18 protein-coding genes and 1 pseudogene are annotated in these 22936 nt (G+C 68.6%); 9 read left to right on the top strand and 10 right to left on the bottom strand.

Annotation, left to right across the window (positions count from 1 at the left end; translation table 11 throughout):
- Positions 1–17 precede the first annotated feature (17 nt).
- Positions 18–794 (top strand): phosphate ABC transporter ATP-binding protein PstB, encoded by a 777-nt coding sequence (gene pstB, locus Asi02nite_RS15570; RefSeq protein WP_203713576.1) that lies wholly within the window; start codon positions 18–20, stop codon positions 792–794.
- Here pstB and Asi02nite_RS15565 read toward each other — a convergent pair.
- From Asi02nite_RS15565 to Asi02nite_RS15550, 4 genes are all read right to left on the bottom strand, one after another.
- Complete coding sequence (locus tag Asi02nite_RS15565) at positions 775–2403, bottom strand: sodium:solute symporter family protein (RefSeq protein ID WP_239126739.1); 1629 nt, start codon at positions 2401–2403, stop codon at positions 775–777. The two genes, pstB and Asi02nite_RS15565, sit on opposite strands and share 20 nt — an antisense overlap.
- Entirely contained in the window at positions 2394–2609 is a 216-nt protein-coding gene (locus tag Asi02nite_RS15560) for a DUF3311 domain-containing protein (RefSeq protein ID WP_203713574.1), read from the bottom strand. Before Asi02nite_RS15560 ends, Asi02nite_RS15565 begins: the two co-directional genes overlap by 10 nt.
- A 98-nt stretch (positions 2610–2707) precedes the next feature.
- The gene (locus Asi02nite_RS15555; protein WP_203713572.1) at positions 2708–3571 is read right to left on the bottom strand and encodes a LysR family transcriptional regulator; all 864 of its coding nucleotides are present in this window, start codon (positions 3569–3571) and stop codon (positions 2708–2710) included.
- A gap of 2 nt (positions 3572–3573) precedes the next feature.
- Positions 3574–4422, bottom strand: a complete 849-nt coding sequence (locus Asi02nite_RS15550; RefSeq protein WP_203713571.1) for a LysR family transcriptional regulator — start codon at positions 4420–4422, stop codon at positions 3574–3576.
- A gap of 76 nt (positions 4423–4498) precedes the next feature.
- Here Asi02nite_RS15550 and Asi02nite_RS15545 point away from each other — a divergent pair, with 76 nt between their 5' ends.
- A complete protein-coding gene (locus Asi02nite_RS15545) occupies positions 4499–5242 on the top strand; it encodes a DUF427 domain-containing protein (protein ID WP_203713570.1) in 744 nt (247 codons plus the stop codon).
- 9 nt (positions 5243–5251) lie between these two features.
- Here the strand turns inward: Asi02nite_RS15545 and Asi02nite_RS15540 are convergent, their stop codons facing one another.
- Together Asi02nite_RS15540 and Asi02nite_RS15535 are read right to left on the bottom strand one after the other, a co-directional pair.
- Entirely contained in the window at positions 5252–6097 is an 846-nt protein-coding gene (locus tag Asi02nite_RS15540) for a DUF1152 domain-containing protein (protein ID WP_239126738.1), read from the bottom strand.
- Positions 6094–6960 (bottom strand): NADP-dependent oxidoreductase, encoded by an 867-nt coding sequence (locus Asi02nite_RS15535; protein WP_239126737.1) that lies wholly within the window; start codon positions 6958–6960, stop codon positions 6094–6096. The genes Asi02nite_RS15540 and Asi02nite_RS15535 overlap by 4 nt, the downstream gene beginning before the upstream one ends.
- 124 nt (positions 6961–7084) lie before the next feature.
- Here Asi02nite_RS15535 and Asi02nite_RS15530 point away from each other — a divergent pair, with 124 nt between their 5' ends.
- On the top strand, positions 7085–8074 hold the full coding sequence (locus Asi02nite_RS15530) for a suppressor of fused domain protein (protein ID WP_203713568.1): 990 nt from the start codon (positions 7085–7087) through the stop codon (positions 8072–8074).
- Between the two features lie 70 nt (positions 8075–8144).
- On the opposite strand, the gene Asi02nite_RS15525 is transcribed toward Asi02nite_RS15530, so the two are convergent.
- Positions 8145–9515 (bottom strand): ABC transporter substrate-binding protein, encoded by a 1371-nt coding sequence (locus tag Asi02nite_RS15525; RefSeq protein WP_203713567.1) that lies wholly within the window; start codon positions 9513–9515, stop codon positions 8145–8147.
- Positions 9516–9890: 375 nt separating this feature from the next.
- Here Asi02nite_RS15525 and Asi02nite_RS15520 point away from each other — a divergent pair, with 375 nt between their 5' ends.
- The 6 genes and pseudogenes from Asi02nite_RS15520 to Asi02nite_RS15490 all read left to right on the top strand — a co-directional run bounded on the left by Asi02nite_RS15520 (position 9891) and on the right by Asi02nite_RS15490 (position 17230).
- On the top strand, positions 9891–10298 hold the full coding sequence (locus Asi02nite_RS15520) for a cupin domain-containing protein (RefSeq protein WP_203713566.1): 408 nt from the start codon (positions 9891–9893) through the stop codon (positions 10296–10298).
- Between the two features lie 102 nt (positions 10299–10400).
- Entirely contained in the window at positions 10401–11081 is a 681-nt protein-coding gene (locus Asi02nite_RS15515; protein ID WP_203713564.1) for a GntR family transcriptional regulator, read from the top strand.
- 80 nt (positions 11082–11161) lie between these two features.
- Positions 11162–12212: pseudogene (locus tag Asi02nite_RS41620) on the top strand (CapA family protein).
- A gap of 87 nt (positions 12213–12299) precedes the next feature.
- Positions 12300–12650, top strand: coding sequence for a DoxX family protein (locus Asi02nite_RS15500; protein ID WP_203713562.1), 351 nt, complete (start codon positions 12300–12302; stop codon positions 12648–12650).
- Between the two features lie 174 nt (positions 12651–12824).
- Entirely contained in the window at positions 12825–15962 is a 3138-nt protein-coding gene (locus Asi02nite_RS15495; RefSeq protein WP_203713560.1) for a lantibiotic dehydratase, read from the top strand.
- On the top strand, positions 15962–17230 hold the full coding sequence (locus Asi02nite_RS15490) for a lanthionine synthetase C family protein (protein WP_203713558.1): 1269 nt from the start codon (positions 15962–15964) through the stop codon (positions 17228–17230). Before Asi02nite_RS15495 ends, Asi02nite_RS15490 begins: the two co-directional genes overlap by 1 nt.
- Before the next feature lie 345 nt (positions 17231–17575).
- On the opposite strand, the gene Asi02nite_RS15485 is transcribed toward Asi02nite_RS15490, so the two are convergent.
- From Asi02nite_RS15485 to Asi02nite_RS15475, 3 genes are read right to left on the bottom strand one after another with little or no spacing between them, the layout of a single operon-like run.
- Positions 17576–18463 (bottom strand): JmjC domain-containing protein, encoded by an 888-nt coding sequence (locus tag Asi02nite_RS15485; RefSeq protein ID WP_203713556.1) that lies wholly within the window; start codon positions 18461–18463, stop codon positions 17576–17578.
- 12 nt (positions 18464–18475) lie between these two features.
- Entirely contained in the window at positions 18476–19792 is a 1317-nt protein-coding gene (locus Asi02nite_RS15480) for a lanthionine synthetase C family protein (protein ID WP_203713554.1), read from the bottom strand.
- The gene (locus Asi02nite_RS15475; protein ID WP_239126748.1) at positions 19789–22809 is read right to left on the bottom strand and encodes a lantibiotic dehydratase; all 3021 of its coding nucleotides are present in this window, start codon (positions 22807–22809) and stop codon (positions 19789–19791) included. The genes Asi02nite_RS15480 and Asi02nite_RS15475 overlap by 4 nt, the downstream gene beginning before the upstream one ends.
- Between the last annotated feature and the right edge of the window lie 127 nt (positions 22810–22936).

Raw genomic sequence — 22936 nt, 5'->3', positions numbered from 1 at the left:
GGAAATGGTTGAGAGCAATGGCCAAGCGTGTCGAGGCGACCGGGGTCACCGCCTATTACGGGTCATTCAAGGCGATCGACGACATCAACCTGAACGTGGAGCCCAAGTCGGTGACCGCGCTGATCGGTCCGTCGGGGTGCGGCAAGTCGACGTTTTTGCGCACGATCAACCGGATGCACGAGGTGCTCCCGGGCGCCCGGGTGGAGGGCAGGCTGACGGTCGACGACGAGGACATCTACGCCAAGGACGTCGACGTCACCGCCGTACGCCGGATGATCGGCATGGTGTTCCAGCGGCCGAACCCCTTTCCGACGATGTCGATCTTCGACAACGTGGTCGCCGGTCTCCGGTTGAACGGGGTGCGCCGCAAGTCGGTGCTGCAGGAGGCCGCCGAGAAGGCCCTGGTCTCCGCGAACCTGTGGGACGAGGTCAAGGACCGCCTCGGCAAGCCCGGCGCGGGCCTGTCGGGCGGCCAGCAGCAGCGGCTCTGCATCGCGCGGACGATCGCGGTCGAGCCCCAGGTCGTGCTCATGGACGAGCCGTGCTCGGCGCTCGACCCGATCTCGACGCTGGCGATCGAGGACCTGATGTTCAAGCTGAAGGACAGCTACACGATCATCATCGTCACCCACAACATGCAGCAGGCCGCCCGCGTCAGCGACCGCACCGCGTTCTTCACGATCGACCGCACCGGTGACCCGGGCCGGCTCGTCGAGTACGACACGACGCAGAAGATGTTCAGCAGCCCGTCCGAGAAGAAGACCGAGGACTACATCACCGGCCGCTTCGGCTGACCGCGGCGTGGGCGCCGCCCGGCCGGGCCGGCAGCCCGTCGAGGATCTCGTCGAGCCGCTTGATCATCGGATCGTCCGCGTCGGCGGTGTAGTCGGCCGGGCTGGTCGCGTCCCGGCCCCGCGGCACCCGCAACAGGCGCAGCAACAGGGTCAGCACCGTCACCACGAGCAGGTTGACCGCCAGCGCCACGAGCCCGACGTAGACGGTCGCACCGGTGTCGCCGAGCGGCATGCTGGAGCCGCCGAAGTGCGCCTTGACGACGCGGCCGCCGGCGCCGACCTGCTGGACGTCCCAGAGCAGGGCGACGCCCACCGCGAGGCCGGTCCCCAGGCCGGCGATCAGGGCCCGCCGGTCGAACCAGGCCGTGAGCAGGCCGAGGAAGACCGCCGGGATCGTCTGCAGGATCACCACCCCGCCGATGAGTTGCAGGTCGACGGCGTACGACGGTCGCAGCAGCACGATGAACGCCACCGCGCCGAACTTGACCACGAGCGAAGTCCACCGGCTCACCCGGGCCTCCTCCGCCGGCGGCGCGTCCGGCCGCAGGTAGGTGCGGTAGATGGAGCGGGTGAACGCGTTGGCGGCCGAGATGGACATGACAGCCGCGGGGATGAGCGCCGCGACCGCCAGGGCCGCGTACGCGATGCCCGCCGACCACGCCGGGAAGAGCTGCTGGAACATCCGCGGCATCACGGTGTTGAGGTCGCCGTCGATCGGCCGGATGCCCTCGGCCAGGGCGAAGAAGCCCAGCAGCCCCATCAGCCCGAGCACCAGGCAGTAGACGGGCGCGGCGGCGATGTTACGGCGTACCGTCGCGCGGTCCTTCGCCGCGAGCATCCCGGTCACGGCGTGCGGGTATGCGAAGACCGAGAGCACCGAGCCGATCACCAGGGTGACGAAGCCGAGTTGGCCCGCGTCGGGGAGCAGCAGGCCGTCGCCCGGCGAGGGAGTGGTCGCGAACCAGCCCTCGGCCCGGCGGAAGATGGCGTCCCAGCCGCTCGACATCGTCACCACCAGCAGGGCCGAGACGACGACCCAGGCGAGCAGCACGTCCTTGGCGATGGAGAGCAGCGCGGGCGCGCGCAGGCCGGAGCGGAAGGTGCTCAGCGACACGACGCCGACGGCGGCGAGCAGCGGCCATTCGCCGGTGACGCCCACGGTACGCAGGACCGCCTGCAACGCCAGCAACTGGACCGCGACGTAGGGCATGGTGGCGACGATGCCGGTCAGCGCCACGAGGGCGCCCAGTCCCGGCGAGCCGAACCGGGCTCCCGCGAACTCCCCCGGCGTCAGGAAGCCGTGCCGGTGCGCCACCGACCAGATCCGCGCCGTGAAGACGAAGGCCAGCGGGGTGGTGATGATGGCGAACGGCACCGCGAACCAGCCGACCGCGCCCACGCCGTAGGTCAGCGCCGGGACGGCGACGAACGTGTAGGCGGTGTACATGGTGCCGCCGAGCAGGAACCACGTGACCCAGTTGCCGAAGGCCCGCCCGCCGACGCCCCACTCCTCGAGGGTGTGGATGCTTTCCGGGCGCCGCCAGCGGGCCGCCGCGAAACCGAGCAGCAGCATCGCGCCGAGCAGTGACGCGAAGACCGTCACCGCCATCCGGGCCGCCGGTCTCGCGTCGCTAGGTGCACGATCATGATGAGGACGATCGCGAGGACCGCGCACATCAGTTGGTACCAGTAGAAGAACGGCAGGCCCCAGAGCGTCGGCTCGATCCGGTTGTAGAGCGGCGTCAGCAGCGGAGCGACCGTCGGCGGCACCAACAGCAGGTGCCAGGCCCGGGAGGGCCGAGCGCGCCGGGTCATGATCTCCTCCTCGGTGTCCGGTCGATCACAAACGGTGGGCACCGAGAAAGCAAAGACGAAACGTCACTGTCCCCATAGGTGGGTGGTGCGCGGTGGACCTATCGGCGCCGGCGGCGCGCCATGTGGTGGAGGAGGAGGCTCGCCGTGCCCGGCCGAGGGCCGGCGCGGAACAGCAGACCGTAGGTGACGTCGATCGGCGGGTCGAGCCGGCGGACCACGGCCCCCTGCCGGGCGGCCTCGTCCGCGTACGGTCCCGAGACGAATGCCGCGCCCGCGCCCGCCAGCACCAGCGGGACGATCGCCTCGCGGTGCGCGCTGCGGACGGCCGGGCGCATGACCACGTCGTGCGCGGCGAGCGCCGCGCGGATGGTCGTGCGGGCGGCGCTGGATACCCGCAGTGTGTCGACGACCGCCATGCCAGCGAGGTCCCGCAGCGGCACCGGGTCGGGCCTGTCGTGCTCCGCCGGCGGCAGGATCAGGGCCACGCTCCGCGCGCCGAGCGGGTGACCGCGCAACTCCGGGTGCCGCACCGGCAGGTAGGTCAGGCCGGCCGCGCACTGCCCGTCGGCCAGCAGGCGGACGATCTCGTCCTCGTTCCTGGGTGCGACGAGCCGCACGGACAGGTCCGGGTGGGCCGTCCGGAGGCCGGCCAGCACGTCGCCGAGATCCATCGCGAGCATGTCGTGCACGGCCAGGGTGAGCACGTCCTTGTCGCGCACGGCGGCCCGGGCGGTGGCGAGGTCGTCGAGCACCCGGCGGGCGGGGTCGAGGAGGGCCTTGCCGTCGGGCGTGAGCGCGAGGCCGCGGTGCCGCCGGTCGAAGAGCGTCACGCCGAGGTCGCGTTCGAGCGCGCGGATCGACTGCGAGAGCGAGGGTTGCGCGACGTGCAGTGCCGCCGCCGCACCGCTGACGCTGCCGTGCTCGGCGACGGCGACGAAGTAGGCCAGTCGCTGGAAGTCCACGGTCAGCCCGCCACGTGGTGCAGGAAGGCCTCGGCGATGGCGGTGAGGGCGATCGGCCGGTGCACGAGGCCGTAGGCCAGGTGCAGGGGCGGGTCGACGGCCCGGACCACGGCGCCACGGGCGGTCAGGGCGGCCGCGGCCACGTCGGGCACGAACGCCGCCCCGACCCCGTTGAGCACGAGCGCGGCGGACAGGTCGCGCTGTCCATTCTCGACAATCAGGCGGGGATGGACGTCGGCGGCGCGCAGGGCCGCCTCGACGAGCCGGCGTTGGCTCGACCCGTGCGGCACACCGATGAGTGGGCGGTCGTCGAGGATCCGCAGCGGCACCCGGTCGCCCGTACCGGGCAGCCTGGTCCCGGGCGGGAAGGCGAGCACGAAGGTGTGCCGGCCGAGCTCGACGGTGCGCAGGTCGTCGACCGTCGACAGGTACGTCAGCCCGAGCTCGCCGGCGCCGTCGCGGACGCGGGTCAGCACGGCGCCGCGGTCGAGGTGCACCAGCACGTCGGGATGGGCGGCGACGAACGAACCCACGAGCGCCGCACCGGGGTGGGCGGCCAGGGGCGCGGCGGCGACCAGCTCCAGCACGGGCCGCTGATGGCCGCCGACGGACGCGTCGAGCCGGGCGACGTCGTGCATGAGCTGGCGGGCGGGCCCGAGAAACCGGCGCCCGGCACCGGAGGGCACGACCCCGTGGGCGACGCGGCGGAACAGCGCGACGCCCAGCTCGCGCTCCAGCGCCTTGACCGACTGGGACAGGGTCGGCTGCGCGAGCCCGAGCGCCGCGGCCGCCCGGCCGAACCCGCCGTGCTCGACGACGGCGAGGAAGTTGCGCACCTGACGCGGATCCATCCCGATCAGTCTTACGCCGCGCGGCGGGTCACCGAAACCCCCACCTTCGCCCGGATCGCCTTCCTACGATGGGCGGATGGACTATCCGCGGATGGCGGCCGACACCGACCGCGTCGAGCCGGCCCCGCGCCGGGTCAGCGGGACCCTCGGCGATGTCCAGGTCTTCGACACCACGGCGGCGCGGTACGTGTGGGAATGGCCGTACTACCCGCAGTACTACATCCCCGTCGGCGACGTGGACGCCGCGGTGCTCGTGGACGAGCGGCACGAGCAGCGGCTGAAACGCGGCACGGCCCGGCGGCACGGGCTGCGGGCGGGCGGTGTCGAGCGGCCGGCCTGCGTGCGGGTGTTCGACGACGGCGCGCTCGCCGGTTACGCGCGCTTCGACTGGGACGCCCTGGACGCGTGGTACGAGGAGGACGAGCGGATCTTCGTGCACCCCCGGAACCCGTACGTGCGGGTCGACGCGCTGCGGTCCCGCCGGCACGTCCGGGTCTCGCTGGACGGCGTGCTGCTGGCCGAGACGCGTACGCCGGTGCTGTTGTTCGAGACCGGCCTGCCCACCCGCTACTACCTGCCGCGGCGGGACGTCGACTTCACCCGCCTGACCGCGTCGGCGACCGAGACGGCCTGTCCCTACAAGGGCGTCACCAGCGACTACTGGTCGGCCACGGGTGTCGAGGACGTCGCGTGGTCCTACACCTTTCCCACGGCGGCTGTCGCGGCGGTCGCGGACCTGGTCGCCTTCTACAACGAGAAGGTCGACATCGCGCTGGACGGCGTGCCGCTGGAGCGGCCCGTGACCCACTTCGTGCGCTGATGGCCTTCGTCAGTGCGGGAAGCGAGGCCGGGCAGGTCGAAGGTGAAATACATGGCCATCAGCGGGTTGACGAACAGCGGCGAGTTGGCCGTGCGGGTGGTGAACCGGACGTCGCTGCTTACCCTCGAGCGCCGCCGCGATGTGGCCGTTGACGATGCTCGGCCGCATCGGGGTCGCCGCCTGCGCGTGGGCGACCGCGGCGCGGTAGAGGCCGGCCTCGCGGGAACGGCTCGACACGGAGAAGGCGCCCAGATAGGCACCGGCGGCGTCGAGGTCGGCGATGTTCTCCAGCACCTGCACGTGGTTGACGCCGTGGTAGGCGTCGATGCCGAAGCCGATGCAGGCCACCAACCGCACGGGTACGCTGTCGAGCCCGGCGACCGCGGCGAGGCTGGTCATGTCCTCCGCGGGGGTGCCCAGGGCGGCCTCGTCGCCGCGCATCAGGATGTCGGTGCCGCCGTCGACCAGCACGACGGCGTCGACGTCGAGGCGGTCGACCAGGGTGCGGTAGGCGGCGCGCAACGGCTGCACGCCGACCTGCGGGAACGCGTACACGGTGGCCGGGAATCCGTTGGTTTCCAGCCACACCGCGAGTGTCCGCTCGGGAAAGTAGTCGTCCGGCCCGGGTTGCGCGGCGGTGATCGCGGCGACGTTCGGCTCGAGCCACGCGTCGGTGCCGAGGAGGTGCAGCTCGGTGAACGACATGTTGGCCAGGTGGACCCGTTTGCCCTCGGCCATCAGCGCGAGCGCGAGCGGCAGGCCGGCGTAGATGTCGAACCCACCGCCGGCACCGGCGATCAGGATGCCGCGCGAGTCGTCCAGGGCTTCGAAGAAGGCGTTGGTCCGCACCGTCACCCGGTCGTCAGCACGATCTTGCCGCGCAGACCGCCCGCCTCGGCCAGGCGGTGGGCCTCCGCCGCCTCGGTGAGCGGCATCGTGGTCGCGACCCGGGTGCGCAGGTCGCCGGCGGCGAGCTGGCTGACGAGGTCGGCCAGCAGGTCGCGGTCGAGGTGGATGAGCTGGAGGTGCTGGCGGATCCCGCGGGCCGTGTCGAGGGGCGGCGTCGGCCGCGTGGTGACCACGGCGCCGCCGTCGGCGACAGCCGCGGCCGCCGCGTCGCCGAGCGGGATCGCGTCGACGACCGCGCGCACCGTGTGCTTCGCCAGGTCGGCCGCGCGGGGGAGGACCTCGGCCGCGCCGAGGCCGCCGACCCACGCCTCGTCGCCGGTGGTGGCCTGCGCCAGCACCTGGTGACCGCGGCGGGTCGCGAGCTGGGTGGCGAACCCGCCGACGCCGCCGCTGGCACCGGTGACGAGCACGGGCTCGCCGCGCTCGAGCGAGAGCATCGCCAGCGCCTGGTGCGCGGTGAGCCCGTTGAGCGGCAGGGTGGCCGCGGCCGCGAGGTCGAGACCGTCGGGCAGCGGGACGAGCCACTGGGCGTCGGCGGCGACGAGCTCGGCGTAGCCGCCGGGTGTGCCGCGCGTCAGGTACCACGGGATCATCCCGACGACCCGGTCGCCGACCTGGAGGTCGGTGACCTCGGGACCGACCGAGGCGACCTCGCCCGCGACGTCCCAGCCGCACAGGAACGGCGGTGGCACCGGGCCGCCGGGAATCATCCCGACCCGGGCCGCGATGTCGGCCGGCTGCACGCAGACGGCCCGGACCCGGACCACGACCTGCCCGGCCTCGGCCACCGGATCGGGCAACTCGGTCACCCGCAGCCCATCGGGTCCGCCAAGCTCCGCAACGACTACGCCATACATCGGTCCAGTATGGAGAGCACCGCACGACTTCGCGACCCCGCGCGACGTACCGGCGCGCACGTGCTCTGATCGTGCGATGACCTCGGACGCACCCGGCTGGGATGCCATCGACGCCCGGCTGGGGGAGCTCTACCCCGGTGTCGCGCCGAAGCACTACGGCACGTTGCACACGTTCGCCCTCGGTGGTCCGGACCCACTGGACGGCGTCAGCTTCTACGCGCGGGTCGAGCCGGTGCCGCACTGGCACCTCGTGGGCTACGGCCTGAGCGAACTGTACACAAAGGAGACTGACGACCCCGCGGAGTCGGGCTGGGGCTTCGAGCTCACCTTCCGCGTCGCCCGGGCGGCCGCCGACGACGAACCGCCGTTGTGGGCGGCCAGCCTGTTGCAGAACCTGGCCCGCTACGTGTTCTCGACGAACAACTGGTTCGAGCCGGGCCACCACATGAACGCGGGCGGACCGATCCAGCACGGGTACGCGACGTCGATGACCGCGCTGGCCTTCGTCGAGGACCCCGAGCTGGGCGCCATCGACACCCCACACGGGCGGCTGCGGTTCCTGCAGGTGGTGGGGTTGACCGGCGACGAGTACGCGGCGGTCCGGCAGTGGGACACCGACGGCGTGCTGGGCTTGCTGGCCCGGCGGCATCCGCTGCTGGTCACCGATCCGGACCGGCCGTCGATCACGGACGACCCGGCCGTGCGGGCCGAGATCGAGGCCGGGCGCGCCCGCGACGGCTCGTCGACGGGTCTGCTCCTGGTCGGCGGCTTCGGCTGGGCCGCCGAGGGCGACACCGTCCGCCTGTCTTTCAAGGAGGTCACCACCGCCTCGGTGGCGCAGGCGGTCCGCGACCGGCTGCCGTTCGGCCGGAACCTGGTGCTCGAGGGCGACGGGACCCGCGTCGTCCTGCGCAGCGCCACGACCTTCGGAAGCCGGCGATCGGGCGACGACCTGCTGGAACTGGATCTTCCCGCGCCGGTCGTCGCCGGCCTCGTCGACGTCCTGGTGCCGGGAACGCATGCGGTGCCCGGCACCGGTCACCTCGTTGTCGACGTAGAGGGCTAGGCCGGCAGCGGCGCCTGAGCTCAGCGGTGCCGCTGATCGCCATCCGCCCGGGCGTGGCTCGGTCGGGTGCCTACTCCTCGGAGCCCTGGGCCGCCGCGTGTCGGATCTCTACGCCCGCCTTCGCCAGCGCTTTGATGATCTGCGCGGATTCGCCGAAGCCGATCAGCAGTACGCCGTCCGGGCCGGTGGTCTTGATCTGGTTCGCGCCGGCCGTGAAGTCGATGTCGGGCGCGCCCGGCGTCGGTGGCTCGTACACGTGCGTCTGGATGTTGTCCTTCGGGAAGCCGGCCCGCTCCAGTTCGGTGATCACGTTGTCCTGGAGGCCCGTGCCGTAGGAGTCGTCGCGCGCGACGATCGCGATCTTCTGCGGGCCGTCGCGGAGGATCACGTCGGCGAGCGCGCGGCCCTGCAGGATGTCGGACGGCGACGTGCGGAAGAACAGGCCCTTGTCGTCGATCGTGGTCAGCCCGGCGTCGGTGTTGCACGGCGAGAACAGCACCAGACCGGCCTTGACCACGTCCGGCAGCACGTCGCGGGAGATGCTCGACGCGCCGGCGCCGATGATGACGCTGACCTTGTCGGCGATGTGCTTGTGTACCGTCAGCTTCGCGACCTCGCTGCTGGTGCCGTCGTCGCCGGGCACCCAGACCACGTCCTTGTCGAAGACGCCGCCGGCCGCGTTGAGCTCCTTGATGGCGAGCGCGGCGCCGGCCTCCATCGGCGGGTTCGCCAGCGCCAGGTCGCCGGTCTCGGGCAGCAGGCCGCCGATCTTCAGGGCGTCCTTCGCCGTGCCGGAGCCCTTCCCCGGGCTGGCCTTCGTCGTGGTGGTCGACTCGTCGCCCGCGCCCACGTACTCCGTCTTGCTGTCGTCGAGGCGATCCCCGACTCCGAAGTGGAGGGTCGCGTAGCTGGCCGTGGACGGCTCGCCGGCGTCGGTGAACCCGCCGCGGGTCAGCGAGATGCCGCGGTAGTTCAGGTTCGTGCCCGCGCGGGCGAGCGCCAGGCAGTCGGCCACGGTCGTGCAGTCGGTGCCGCCGGCGGTGACCGAGTTGATCTGCTTGGCGATCGCGCCCGGGTCGTTGCTGCCCGCCTGCGCCGCGGCGAGCGCGCTGATCACGACGGCGTCGTAGGTCTCGCCCGCGAACAGGTAGTCGGACAGGTCGGGGTGCACCTCGTCGAGGCGCCGCTTGAAGTCCGCCGTCAGCGGGGTGAGGGGCGTCGTCCCCTTCATCCCGGACAGCATGCCCGCCTCGCCCTTGAACTCGTCCGCGAACGAGTTGATCATGTTGCCGTCGGTGCCGTAGAGCCTGGCCGGCGTGCCGGTGGTGGCCTCGCCGTCCGTCGTACGCGGCGGGGCGTCGTCGCCGCACGCGGCGACGGTCAGCACGAGCGCGGCGGACATGGCGGTCGCCAGGAGACGCGCGCTGCGGGAGACGAACATGGGTGCGTCCTTCCTTCCCCCGTGGTCCCGGGGCCGCACCAGGGTGTCACATCCAATATTTTGCATGTCGTCGGCTCGCTCGCCTTCGCCCGGCCGCCAGCCCGGTCGAGAGCGCTCCCGCCGCGTACGCATTTCCGCCGCGGTCGGTTCAACCCCGATAGCGGTGTGCCTCGTCACCGTTTTCGGTGTTCGCGGGGAACGGGCGGGCCACTATCGTGATCTCCGGCCGGCCGCCATTCCGACGTTTCTATTCGCTGATAGGGGAGCCCTGTGAGTTTCTCGTTGATGGGGACCGATTCGCGGCCGGCTACCGCCGGTCTTCATGTCCCGGCCGGCCAGGGTCCGACGAAATGGTTTTCCGGTGACGTCTACACGGTGGGCCTGCGCGCCGCGCAGACCGGTGGCGCGATCGGCATCGTGGAGGCCAGCGTGCCGCCCGGTGGCGGGCCGATCCCGCACACCCACGCCACGGAGGAGGAGACCTTCTACGTGCTCGGCGGCGAGTTGGAGTTCCTCAACGGCGACCAGACGTTCATCGCGGGTACGGGCGACCTCGTGCACATCCCGCGCGGCGTGCGGCACCGTTTCCTCAATGTCGGATTCCACACGGCCAAGCTGCTTTTCATCTACACCCCGGGCGGCGCCGAGGGCCTTTTCCTCGAAGGCGGCGACGAACCGCGGCCGGGCGTACAGGTCGAGAATTGGGGTCCGGAGCGATTCGACGATCGTATTCTCGGCCTTTTCGACAAATACGGGGTGGCCGCCGCTCCCGACCCGGAATGAACGCTTGCGGTTCTGCCGCGTAGGGTGACCGCCGAGCCGTAAGGGGCACCGGGCACGGATCACAGGTTGACGGCCATTCGCGTGCAGTGTGGAATATGTTGCATGCCGATTCCCGAGCGTGGTGGACTGATCGCCCGTTCCCTGCTGCGCGACGACGCGTTCCGCTCGATCCGGAGCGCGATCGTGGACGGCACCCTGGCTCCCGGCGAGCGCATCAACGACGGCGACCTGGCCCAGTGGCTGGGCGTCAGCCGCACGCCGGTCCGGGAGGCGCTGGCCCGGCTGGAGGAGGCGGGGCTGGTGCAGACCAAGCCCGGCCGCTACACGATGGTCAGCCCGCTGGACCCGCGCGCGGTGCGGGCGGCGCAGTCGGTCGTCGCCGCGATGCACGAGTTGGCCGTGCGCGAGGCCGTCCCCACCATGTCGCCGGCCGAGATCGAGGCCATGCGGGCGGCGAACGCGCGGTTCGCGGCGGCGCTACGGGCCGACGACGTCGAAGCCGCGATCGCGGCCGACGACGAGTTCCACGAGGTGGCCGTGACCGCCTCGGGCAACCCCGCGCTCGCGGCGGTGCTCGACCAGTTCACCCCGGTGCTGCGGCGGCTCGAGCGGTTGCGCTTCTCGTCGCTGCGCGGCCGGGAGTCGGTCGACCTGCATGACCGCATCATCGCGCTGTGCGAGCGCCGCGACAGCGAGGGCGCGGGAGCGGTCGCGCGGGCCAACTGGCAGGCGCTGGACCCGCTGGTCCAGGCGGCGCTGGGGGACGTGGCGCAACCGGCCTGACGGGGTTCTTTTGCGGCTGATGCCGGCGGGGCAACGGATTCCGGGCCTGTCGGCTAGTTTCGGGCCGTGGACGACTGTCGATGGCAGGCATCGGTCGCGTCGACCCGCGCGCGTTCGTGACCGCCCGGCGCGTCCTCGCGGCGCTGCTGATCGTCGGTCCCGCCCTGCTCGCCGGCGTCGCGACGGCTCCGCGGGCCGCTCAGCCCGCGCCGCCCGTGGTCGGTGTGTCGGACTCGGTGGTGCGGCTCACGGGGTGGCCCACGACCCGGGCGCCCGTCTGGGTGCCCCGGACGTTTACGGTGGCGGCCAGCGGGGACGTGCTGCTCCACTCTGGACTGTGGCGCGGCGCCGCGCGCGGGCGCGGATACGACTTCGGGCCCATGTTCGCGGACGTCGCGCCGGTGATCGAGGCCGCCGACCTGGCGATCTGCCACCTGGAGACGCCGGTCGGGCGCCCTGGACCGCGCGGGTCTCGCCCACACGGGCACCGCCCGGTCCGCGGCGGAGGCGGCCCGCCCGACCGTCTACGCCGTCGCCGGCGTGCGGGTCGGCCACGTGTCGCAGACGTTCAGCTTCAACGGTCTGCCCGAGCCCGCGGGCAAACCGTGGCTGGCGAACGAGTTGAACGTGGCGGCCCTGCGCCGCGAGGCCCGCGCCACCCGCGCGGCGGGCGCCGAGTTCGTGATCGCGTCGATCCACTGGGGCACGGAGTACGCCCACGCCCCGGACGCCCTGCAGCGACGGGTGGCGAGGGAACTGCTCCGCTCACCGGACATCGACCTGATCATCGGCCACCACGCGCACGTGGTGCAGCCGTTCGACCGCGTGGGCGGAAAGTGGGTGGCGTACGGCCTGGGCAACCACGTCTCGTTCCAGGACTTCTCGCTCGACACCCGCGACGGGGTGATCGCCCGGTTCACGATTACGGAGACGGCACCCGGCATCTTCGCGGTCACGCGGGCGGAGGCGATCCCGACGTGGATGCGCCTGGGCGGCGGCCCGCCGCGGGTCCTGAACGCGGCCCGCTGCGCGGCCCGAACCTCCACCGCTCTACGCCGGGACTGCCAGGTGTCCTGGCGCCGCACCGCGCGACGCGTCTCGGCCCCGGGCCTGGTCGTGGTGGCCCGGTGACCGACGGCGTCCTGTGACCTAGGTCATGGCGTGGCACATCCGCAGCGGCCGCGCCGTCCCGGGTGGAACAGACACCAAGGAGGGCCTGTGTTCGCAGCCTACGTCACGGTCAACGTCATCGCCTCGGTCCTCACGGCCGCGGCCGCTGTCACGTACTTCATCGGTCATGATTTCCCGAAGGCCCAGATGCGGATGAAGCGCCTGCCGTTGTCCTGGATGCCGATGCTGGGCACGTTCCTCGCCGCCGGCTCCCTGGGCCTGCTGGCGGGCTTCGCCGTGCCGGCACTCGGCATCGCAGCGGCGATCGGCCTCGTGCTGTACTTCGTCGGCGCACTCATCGCCCACCTACGGGTGGGCTCCCGCGACCTGGTGGGTTGGGCGGTCTTCTTCGTCACGGCGACGTCCACTTTGGTGCTGCACCTGGCCCACCATGCCTGACGCGACGCCCGCTCGACCACAACGAAAGTAGCGTCGACCGTCGGAGAAGCTGATGTGAAGACGGCAACCGTTATGCTGTTGCCGCAACGGCGACATCGCGAGCAAGAAGAGTATTGGTCGCGCCAGCTCCGGGCGGATCCATGCCGATCTTCCAGGTCGAAGAAGCGGAGAGACATGGGGCGCAGAGAACTCTTCACTGCTGGAGATGTCGTGCTTGCCCGGCTCTCCATGTTCGCGAAGGACGCGCTGCCGCGACCCATGGACTCGTTTGAGCAGCCTACACCGCAGTCACGTCGAGAGATCACCCGATTCCTCGCAGACGTAACATCCGATCCTCTGTTGTCCGAGGCGATCGCCCTCGCCAGCCCTTCGCTCAGCGCTGAACTCGACCAGGCCAGGAATGGCCTGGTGGAATGGGCAGCCCTTAAGCGGATCGCACTGGGAGTCTCGCGTTATGTCGCTCGCATCCGGTCACGAGCCACGCCATTCGGCCTCATGGCGGGAGTTGCGCTCGCGCATGTCGCGGACCGGACACACCTTCGATACGGCAACGATCATCGCAAGGTGGTTCGGCCTGACGGAGAATGGGTGGCCAGCACCATCCGTGCCTGGGAGAAGAATGCGGCAGACATCCCCCAGGTCCGCGTCTGGCTTCATCCCTCCTGCCATCAACGCGGTGAACGCCTTGTCCTGCCGACCATCGAGGATTATTACGGCCCTTCGAGCCGCGTCACCGGAGGGCATCAGGAGGCCTCGGTCCGCCTGACGGCTCCAATCGTATTCTTGGTTGACCTCTGTTGCACCGCGACGCCGATCGGGCAAGTTGTCAGCGAAACACGCTCGGCATTCCCCAAGACATCCGAAGCTGACGTGTGGTCAGCTGTGCAACACCTTCTCGACTACGGATTCCTGGTGAGCGAGCTCTGGACCGCGCTACAAGTGGCTGACCCGATCGCCCGACTGCTGTCATTGAACCCAAGCGCCACGGCGCCGTCCGCCGCGCACCTCCGGGCCGTACGGTCCGCTGTGACGGCATACGAGACCTCGAAGCTCGGCGCCGGAGGGGCCCAGCTGGCAGAAGTCGCTGCTCTCACGCGTGGCGGTGGAGACCACATGGGGATCAACTCGGTGCAGGTCGATCTGACGATGGACATCGACTTTCGCCTCCCACGGCACGTCCTGCGCCATGTGGAAAGCGCTGTTTCGGCGCTCGGGCGGGTCAGCCCCGCCCGTTCCCGCGTCACGAGCCTCGTCGACTATCACCGAGACTTTGTGGAGCAATTCGGGCTGATGAACCCTGTGCCCGTGATGCAGGTCATTGACCCGAACCGAGGCATCGGCGTTCCCGCGGAGTTTGTCCGTCCTCCGAGTAGCCGGTCGTTGCGACCCCCGTCCGCCCATCCCGTCGAGGGGCTGACCCGGCTTGCCGATGCGGCGAACTCAGCGCTGTCGTCCGAGAGCAACGAGCTAGAACTTGGCGAACGGCTCATCGATCACCTGAACGACGAGCCTGATGCGCCTGTCTGGCCCTCGGCCGACGTGACGATCCAGATCCACGCGTCGGGCGTTGAAGCAATCGATCATGGCGAGTATATGTTATCGGTGTTGCCGCACGGCGCCGCGTTGCAGGCCGGACGGACGTTCGGCCGGTTCCTTGACGGGATCGGCGTGACCGAAACAATGTCCGCGATGATCGCCCAGCATGACCGAGAGGACGGGCCGGAGCGGGTTCAACTTCAGTTTCGACCATCGGTTGCCCGTCACTTCAATGTGGCCCGTGCGCCGGCGCAGACTCGCCGTTGCCTATGGCTCGACGGCCCTATACGTTCGGACATCTGGCCCTCTGGGCCGGACCCGAAAGCCACGTATCTGAGTGCCGACAAGCTTGGTCTCTATGCCAGCAACGAAGGGCTCCACGTGGTCGACCTGGTCGACGGCCACGAAATAAGCGTGACGTCGCCCCATATGCTGGCAGCGGACCTTGCGCCGAACCTGGTTCGCCTCCTGGATCGGATCGAGGAACTGAACTCCCGGCCGTTCAGAACGTGGAGCTGGCGGACATTGGACGCTTGGCCGCGCTTGCCGCGGGTTCGATACGGGCGGTCGGTCCTCTACCCCGCACGCTGGCATCCGCTCGAACTGCGTGATGGCGTGCGCGCTCGCGAGGCGGAGTGGACCACGACGGTCGCGTCCTGGCAGCGCCGGCTGAGAGTGCCGGATGACATCGTCGTTAGCCACGACGGCACCCGCACGTCGCTCAATCTCTCGACTCCTGGCGATCGGTCAATGCTGCGAAGACAGCTGGAGCGGACGCCATCGACTCTGATTTTCGAGGATCTCAGCAAGACGCTCGGAGCCACCGACTGGCTGGCCGGGCGAGAGCACGAGTTGACGGTGCCTTTGTTCGCCACACCTGAGGCGCGGCGGCCGGCCCGTCCCCGAATCGCGGTCAAGGGCCGAGATTGCTGGGCCGGTGCGACGGAACGCCGCACGGCGGTTCATTTTCCAGGCGAAGGCTGGGCATACTTTCGACTGTATGTTTCCAGCGGTAGCACGGACGCCTTCCTGACCGAGTCGCTGGCACAACTGGTGTCCAGTCTGCTGGATGTGCCCACTCAATGGTTCTTCGTCAGATACAACGTCCCATCCGAACACATTCGACTGCGGATACAGTCGGATCCACTGATTCTCACCAAGGTGGCCGAGTGGGGACGAAGGCAATGGGCCCGCGGAGGCCTGCGCGATTTTGACCTAGCCACATACGTGCCTGAGACATGGCGTTATGGGCCGGGGTCGGTCATGCGATCCGCAGAGGCTCTGTTCTGGCGGGACAGTCAGGCAACGTTAGCTCAACTGGGCGGACGGATCGCTAAGCGGCTCGGTGTCACAACACCCGAACTGGCGGCGATCAATTACCTCAACATCATGATGTCCCTCGGGCTGCCGTCGTGGCGGGAGATGATCTGCGATGGCATACCTCAGGGCCGGCCAGACGGAATATCTCGAGAACAGCGCCGAAGGTTAGCCGCTCTGGCAGGTGGAGCGGACGCTTGGGCTAGGCTGGCGATGCACGCCGCTGGTCGGGATCTCATGGCTAGTTGGCGCCAAAGATCGGTATCTGCTGCCAACTATGGTAAACAACTGCGAAGTCGGGCGCAGGGTCGGTCGGACGTTACGGTGGAGGCGGTGATGTCACTCCTTCACATGCATTTCAACCGGTCCTCGGCAACCTCCGATTTGGCTGAACGGCAGTCACTGTCACTTCTCCGCGAACTCGTCCACTCCCAGCTCGCGACGGAAACAAGTCGCTGATGTCGCAGGATGGAGACCTTCGTCGCAAGGCCCGCGACGTCGCAACGGCAGTCGCCTTCGACCTGTGGCGCCGAATGTCGACGGACTTTCCGCCGGGACGCATATACCTGTCACTTTCCGACCCTATTCCTTCGACGGCACTGCTGTTCGCCGAACTCGCAGCTTACGATCGCGAATGGGAGCCGCGCCTGCACTCCGTGCTGACCTCTGCGGCCTCCCAGTTGCGTTCAGCGCCTGGCGCCGGACTGTTCGCGGGGCCAATGTCCCTCGGGTTCGCCCTCCATATGGCCAGCATCGTCACTGGCGGATATCGTTCGGCCATCTCTCGCCTGGATGCGGAGATGAGCGGGCGTGTGCTGGACAGGCTGGATAGGGGAGAAATAGCGAGACGGCTCACGACGGGCAGGCTCGACCTCCCCGACTATGACGTGGTCTCCGGCTTGACCGGTATATTGCGGTACTTTCTGCTGGATCCGATCCGGCACGCGGACGCGATCGCCCGCCTGTCTGCGGCGCTCGTGGACATCGTCTGCGCTGGGCGGCCTGACCGGCCCGGTTGGACCGCGGTGAATCCACCGGTTGTGGGGACTGACCCGACAAAATTCCCCCGGGGACACATCAATGTCGGAATGGCGCACGGCGCGGCCGGTATTCTAGCCGGCTTGTCACTGGCCGCGGAGAAGGGCGTCGAGGTGCCAGGACATGAAAAGGCAATCAGCACGTTGGCTGACTGGCTCGTGGCAGCGAAGACAGATGACGTTCGCGGAACAGCCTGGCCGGCATATTTCGCCGTCCATCAGAAAACTGGAAAGGCGGCTACCCATGTCGCCGGATGGTGCTATGGAACGCCTGGGATAGCTCGGGCCCTGCAGCTCGCCAATTTGACTATTGGTGGCGCGGCGCGGTCGTCATCGGCCGATGACGCCATGCGGGCCATCATCGCGAGGAGGAATCCTGCGCGGTCACCGTTTGAATACGGCCTTTGTCACGGATTGGCCGGCACATTGCATGCGGTGTGGAGATACGCAGCTGATTCTCCGGGCTTACTGCCCCATGGTCGGCTTAACGCCATTTCTAGTGAGATCATCGCTCGTTTTGACGGGAATCCAGAGGCAGGGTATCGCGCCTGGTCACGGCCCGATGAGACCACTCGAACAGACGACTATGGTTTTATCGAGGGCGCTGTTGGAGTATGTCTTTCACTGCATCGGTTCGGGAGCGGTAAACCCCCTGCCACGCCGTGGGACGCTGCACTCCTTCTGGCATAGGGAAAAGTGCAGTTGCCGGCAGGCCCCGGCTTCAGCGAAAGAAAGTAAAGTTTGGCGGCAGGCGAGCCCACCGCCAAACAATTACGATGCTTGCCTGCAGCTGTTACGGGCAGCCCGGAATCGGTCGGGTGCTGGCGTAGCGGTCGTGGTCGCTATCCGTGGGCTCCGCGAGCGTTACGATCTCGAGATCGAGGTCAATGAGCTCACTCGCGCTGTCCTGGTCGAACGAGATTGGAAGCACAGTACCGCCTTTCGTAGGATGACCTTCGCCGATCGCGATCTGGCTACTGGCCACGCTACCAAGGGGAATCTTCATTCTCGTTTCATCGTTCCTCGGCACCTCTCCTAGTCGCGGTCTTGGCGTTGCCATGACGCAACGAGGGAGGCGACCTCGGCGGCCGTGGTGCCAGTTATCTCCACCCCAAGTGAGGCGAGTGTGCTCCGTACCGCTGCGACCCGCGCGGCCGAACCCAGCGGAAGTCGGGACTGCGGCAGTTGCCGTCGGCCCATCAGCCGCGCCCACGCTGCGACGACATCGCTCACCGCCGGCGGCTGCACCGAGATCGTCAGGTGGAGCGACCCCTCACTTCCCGCCTGCGCGCGGTGCCCGAGACCGGGCGGGAGGTAGAGACCGTCACCAGGCTCCAACTCGAGTTGCTCGGAGACCGGGGTGCTCCCGGGGATGATGCCGCGTTCCCAATCGTCGTCGTCCGGGATGTCGTAGAGCGTCCAGCGCTTGTTGCCTTCGATCTGGACGACGAATACGTGCGCGGTGTCCCGATGCGGTTGACTGCCGAACTGGTCCGGGGCGGTGAGGTACCCGTATGTCTCGACCGCAGCACCCGTCGCGTCGCCCAGTCTGGTGCAGAACAGCCCCAGCGGCTCGTGCCAATGCTCGACATTGATCAGCACCATGGTCGCTCCCTCGGCCAACTGCGCCTCGATCTTGGGCGGATCGGCGCAACCGACCAGTTGGCGGTCACCCAGCCGGCGGGTCCACGTGAACGAGGTGGGCGGAGCAGCGTGCCCAGCGAAATTGAGACTGATCTGGGGATATCGCAGATTTCCGTAGGCTACCCAGTGCTCGATCGCCTGACGGCTGATCATGGCCCGGATCCGGTCGCCGGCGACGAACCTCGTAGGCCGAGAGAACCAACCGAGATCGTGGACCTGCTCCTGCTTGGCGAACAGATCCGCCCACACCGAGTCTGACAGGTACTGGTCGTGCGTCATTCTTCTCCTAGGTCAACGAGCCAGTAATGCGGCGTCCCACCCACTTGCGGGCCGCCCGCCATGCACATAGGACGCCAGAGCCAAAGCCACGCCGGCGGCGCCTTCCAGGAAGCCCGCCAGGTCGACTGTTTCGAGAGCCGGCGGATTGGTCGCTCGGAATCCGAATGGCGCGTTATCGTCGTAGCGACCTACCACGCTGGCGGCTAGCCCCGTTGCGGCCCCGCTGATCGCCGCGTCGTCAGCGTCGATCCCGATCAGCCGAACCAGGTGCAGCAGTCCCGCCCATCCGTGGCACAACCCCGGATCTTCGATGCCGAAGAAACCGTTCGGTCGGTTCAACATGTCCCGGATCGACGCGACCGCTGCCGAAGTCCAGCTCGACTCGCCCAAAGCCTGCCCGGCCAGCTGCAGAGCGCGCGCCACACCCGGCACCCCGTAGCACCAGCTGCTGCGGGACATACACAACTGGTCAGGTGGGCCGGCGAGGTCACCTGGTTCGACCGTCGCCGGCCACCCGACGCCGGCCGAGTCCGTGATGCGCCAATCCAAAAGCCAGCCCACTATGCGGGCGATCGCCGCGTCCTGGTCCGGTACCCGTATCCCCGCCTGCCAAGCCAGTGCCAGCAGGGCTAAGGGGCCGGGGATTCCATGAGCCAAACCAAGGTTCAGATGTCCGCCATGCTCGACGTCGCTGTCGGGTGCATGGGTGACCCACCAGCCTGGCAGATCATCAGCGAAAGGTTTGGTCAAGGCACAGAGATAGGTCAGAATCTCGGTTAGTGCAGGCCGAGTTTCGGGTCCTCGGTTGAGGAGATAACGGCCGACCCCGGTCATCCCGCCGATCACGTCGTATGACGCGAACGTCGTTCCCGGCAGTCCTGCCTCGATTCGCACGCGTTCGACCCCAACTCGCGCCGGTACCCATGCCGCGAGGCTACGGTCCAGCGGCTCAAGAATTCCGGCGTAGTCAGTCGGCCGCTGAGCGGCGCAGGACGCCGCGAAAGCGAGCGCGACGGATCCCGCGTAGAGGCCGCCCGGCGGCGCCTCCGTCAACCGGGTCGCCGCTTGCTCGAGGTACGCGTGTGCCACGCGTCGGTACCCAGGATCCAGATGCCCGAGTTCGGCGTACAGCAACGCGAGTGCTGGATAGCCATCCGCAAGAGATAGGTCCGACCAGAAGACGGGCGCCGAACCGTCGACCAACTTTCTCGCGTTGTCCTGGGCGGTCATGACCGTCGCCACGGCTTCGTGGTCAGCCAGGCGCGCGGCGAGATCCGAGACGATGGCGGCCGCTGCTAATTCGGTATGGTGTGGGAAGGACGTGGTCACGAGCGAGCCTTCGCGCGGTCGAGATGCGCCCGGACCGCCCCCCGGGCGATTGCCATCGAGCGAGCCTCGGCGCTCCGGTCAGCGCCGGCAAGGCGATTGTGGTGCATGTGCAGCAGCGAAGCCATTATGGAGTCCGCGATATCCAGGTGGCGTACGGCCGCCCCGTACTCGGCGATCGCCGGCCTGCGCCGACGCCAGGCGTCGAGCACCTGCTTTCCCTTGTCCGATGACGATAGGTGTTGCCAGTTGTCGAACGGGTCGATAAGTCGGAGAGCCTGCCGACGGACCTTCTGGAAAGCCTGATGGTGCTCGTCGCGCGGATCGCCGAGCAGCCAATCGCACCAGTCCGCCCTCCCGAAACTACTTAGCAGGTCGACATAGTTGGCCGCGGCGAGAAGATCGGTTGGCCAGTCGTCGTCATCTAGCCGAAGCTGGGTGAGAACCGCCTCGCTGTCGGCGGCGAATGCCCTTTCGGCCGCTGCGATCGCAGCCGGGCCGCCGTACCGCTCTACCTCTGGATCGTAGGCATCCAGGATCATCCGGCTGGCCAAGCCCGCATCGCACAGCGTCGCTGCCCAATCGTGCAGTCGAGGTAACAACTGCTCGTGAAGAACAGTCGAGGGCCCGTGGAACCGCAGCCGCAGGTGGGGATCGGGGTCGGCGTAACGGACGAAATGCCAGCGGTCCACCGCGGATGGTCTCTGCCCGGCCAGAAGGCTGACATAGTCGGCCAGGAGCTCGTCGTGGCGGGCCGACGAGCTGTAGAGCTTGGCGTACAGCCATTCGCCACCGGGCAGGTGCGGCCGCCGCGAGGCGCACGGGCGTCGGCGAACCTTCGCGCTCGCGACGCGGCCATCGATGCGGGTCAAAGGAACAACGACCTCGTTCGCATACCCGTTGAGCCAACCGTTGTCCGCGTAGGTCGCGATCGCCTCCTGTACGAACGTCTCAGGTCGACGGCCCAGCTCCTCGCGCAGGAGCTGCTGGTGCAGTGGCACGGTGAGGTTCAGCTCCAGACGATTGTCCATGACCGTGGCGTGTACGCGGTCGGGAACCTGCCATCGGTCACGCCACGCGGCCAGTTCGGTGCGCCACTCGGGCCAGGGCTTCTCCCGATCTCGCAGCGCGCCACCGACGCGCCACGTCGCAGGCTCTAGAATCGTCGATCGATAACGGACTCGAGGAAGCCGCGGCAGCGCGCGGATGTCACCCCACGACCAAGTGAAATTGTTTCGGTAGCGGCTCATGCCGATCTCACGGATCAAGCGGACCGCGTTCCCGGTCGAGGAGTCGACGTTGAGCATGTGCGGGGAAACGGGCACTACCTCACGGCCGTCCCTGCGGGACACCAGAATCAGCCGGTGCGCGTCCGCTCCGACGGCGAGATCGGTGATCCCCAGCACTGACGGATCGGCCCTCTCGGCGAATGTCCCGACGGCGAGGATGTGGTCGCAGACTCGTGGCACCCGCAGCACGTTCGCGGAGCGAGGATGCCGCGGGCTGAACAGAAGCTGCGCCGTCAACGCGTCGCGGTCGGGTGACGCGACTGCGGGTCCGATCGCGTACCCGGCGTCAGCGAACAGATAAGCGAACCGTCCGAAGACGGAGCCCGCGAACGTCGAGCTTGCACTCGGTGCGACGACCAGGCGAAAGTCGTCTCTGTCCAGCGCCGCTTGCGACTGAGCCAGAACCTGCACGGCGAGTTCCATTGTGTCCGGCGATGGCGGGAGAGACGGAGCGCCAGCGGTCAGCATGTCCACTAGCTCGTCATCGAGGACGACCTCATTGGCGCCGTCCAGCAGCGCGCGCTCCGCCAGCGCCGCGAGGCCGTCTTCCCATGGTCGCCGTTCGGCCCGCTCGTCCGGATCTGATCGGCGATCGCCCGGTGGTGCGTTGTATCCGCTCGGCACCCCGAGGCCCCGCTCGGGGTCGAGCAGCTCGAGCACCGGGACCAGCCGGTCCGTTCCGTACCGCTCGATAAACGCAGCATGGTACTGGCGGAGATGAGGTGGCGCCGGCTGCGTCGACGAGAGCCGCCATAGCACCTCGGCTGCCCTCGCGGTCTCGACGGCGACGGCTTGAGGAAGGGTGACGTCCGCGTCGAACCGCAGGTCCACCTGAATCGGGGGCTTGTCGGAAGGGTGTACGGCACGCATGGCGTCGACAGCCGCGTGCCAGGCGGCGGAGCCTTCACCGAGCGGCTGTGCGGCGTAGTGCGCCAACCTGTCGGCCGTCTGGCGCATAATCTCCAGCTGCGGCAGGTCGGTTCCGCGCAGGCGATCGATCAGGTATCCCAACGGGTCAGTCGTGGTCAACGGTGGACGCAGATCGGTCAGAAGGATCTCCCGCTCCACGAGCTGCCCGGTCATTGCCTCTATCGCCTGCTCGGTCGCGTTCGGAAACTCCTCGCCCAGTTTCCGTACCAGATCACGGTAGGCCAGCGGGGTCGCAGCCAGGTCGAGAACCAGTCGGACCGGCGGAATCAACCTGATCGACAATTCTCGATATGTGTGTGCGGGTTCATCGCTCGATGTGCCCGACAGGTAGGGCAGGACAACCCGGTCGGCGCGGATGAAGCAGAGGTCGTTGGTCACCACACGCAGATGGCGACGAACCGCTGGTTCCCGCTCCATGCCGGCCAACCATCCGGTGAGCCATTGAGCGTCGGGGCGTACCCCCTTCCTGTGCTGTGAACCTAACTGAACTTTTGCCGCGCTACCGAAGGCCGCTACCGCGACTCCCGCCAGTAAGCCGAACGGCGTAGGTCGACTGCCAATTCTCATCCCATAGCGCGCGGCTGTGTGCGCCGCTCGGCGCAACTTGGCCAAGCCAACCGTCTCGCCAGCCTCTACCCGGCCCAAGGCTCTGTGTAACGGCTCGCTGGATACCAGAGCCGCTTCTCGGAGGTACGCGTCAGCCAACAATGACCGGATGAGGCCGCCAAGGCGCTCAGGGTAGCCGTCCTGATCTGGTTTGAGATCGACCGTGGTACCGGCGAGCGATGCGAATGGCCGCATCGGCAAGCGCAGCAGCGCTCCGCCGGCCGCTGCGTACCTTGGCGGGTCGGCCATCTGGTCTCTCCTTACGTCCTGAAACGCAGTGCACGGTAACGAGGCGTCGCGTGCCAACGCCAACGCCTGCTCC

The sequence above is a fragment of the Asanoa siamensis genome (assembly GCF_016862555.1).
Lineage (GTDB): Bacteria > Actinomycetota > Actinomycetes > Mycobacteriales > Micromonosporaceae > Asanoa > Asanoa siamensis.
This window is presented reverse-complemented; position numbering and strand designations above follow the sequence as displayed.

Coding starts and splice junctions, on each gene's coding strand:
- Asi02nite_RS15550 (WP_203713571.1), bottom strand. CDS start 4,422: ATGGATCCGCGTCAGGTGCGCAACTTCCTCGCCGTCGTCGAGCACGGC.
- Asi02nite_RS15565 (WP_239126739.1), bottom strand. CDS start 2,403: ATGGCGGTGACGGTCTTCGCGTCACTGCTCGGCGCGATGCTGCTGCTC.
- Asi02nite_RS15485 (WP_203713556.1), bottom strand. CDS start 18,463: ATGACGCACGACCAGTACCTGTCAGACTCGGTGTGGGCGGATCTGTTC.
- Asi02nite_RS15530 (WP_203713568.1), top strand. CDS start 7,085: ATGACCTCGGACGCACCCGGCTGGGATGCCATCGACGCCCGGCTGGGG.
- Asi02nite_RS15490 (WP_203713558.1), top strand. CDS start 15,962: ATGTCGCAGGATGGAGACCTTCGTCGCAAGGCCCGCGACGTCGCAACG.
- Asi02nite_RS15560 (WP_203713574.1), bottom strand. CDS start 2,609: ATGACCCGGCGCGCTCGGCCCTCCCGGGCCTGGCACCTGCTGTTGGTG.
- Asi02nite_RS15515 (WP_203713564.1), top strand. CDS start 10,401: ATGCCGATTCCCGAGCGTGGTGGACTGATCGCCCGTTCCCTGCTGCGC.
- Asi02nite_RS15475 (WP_239126748.1), bottom strand. CDS start 22,809: ATGCGGCCATTCGCATCGCTCGCCGGTACCACGGTCGATCTCAAACCA.
- Asi02nite_RS15545 (WP_203713570.1), top strand. CDS start 4,499: ATGGACTATCCGCGGATGGCGGCCGACACCGACCGCGTCGAGCCGGCC.
- Asi02nite_RS15495 (WP_203713560.1), top strand. CDS start 12,825: ATGGGGCGCAGAGAACTCTTCACTGCTGGAGATGTCGTGCTTGCCCGG.
- Asi02nite_RS15525 (WP_203713567.1), bottom strand. CDS start 9,515: ATGTTCGTCTCCCGCAGCGCGCGTCTCCTGGCGACCGCCATGTCCGCC.
- pstB (WP_203713576.1), top strand. CDS start 18: ATGGCCAAGCGTGTCGAGGCGACCGGGGTCACCGCCTATTACGGGTCA.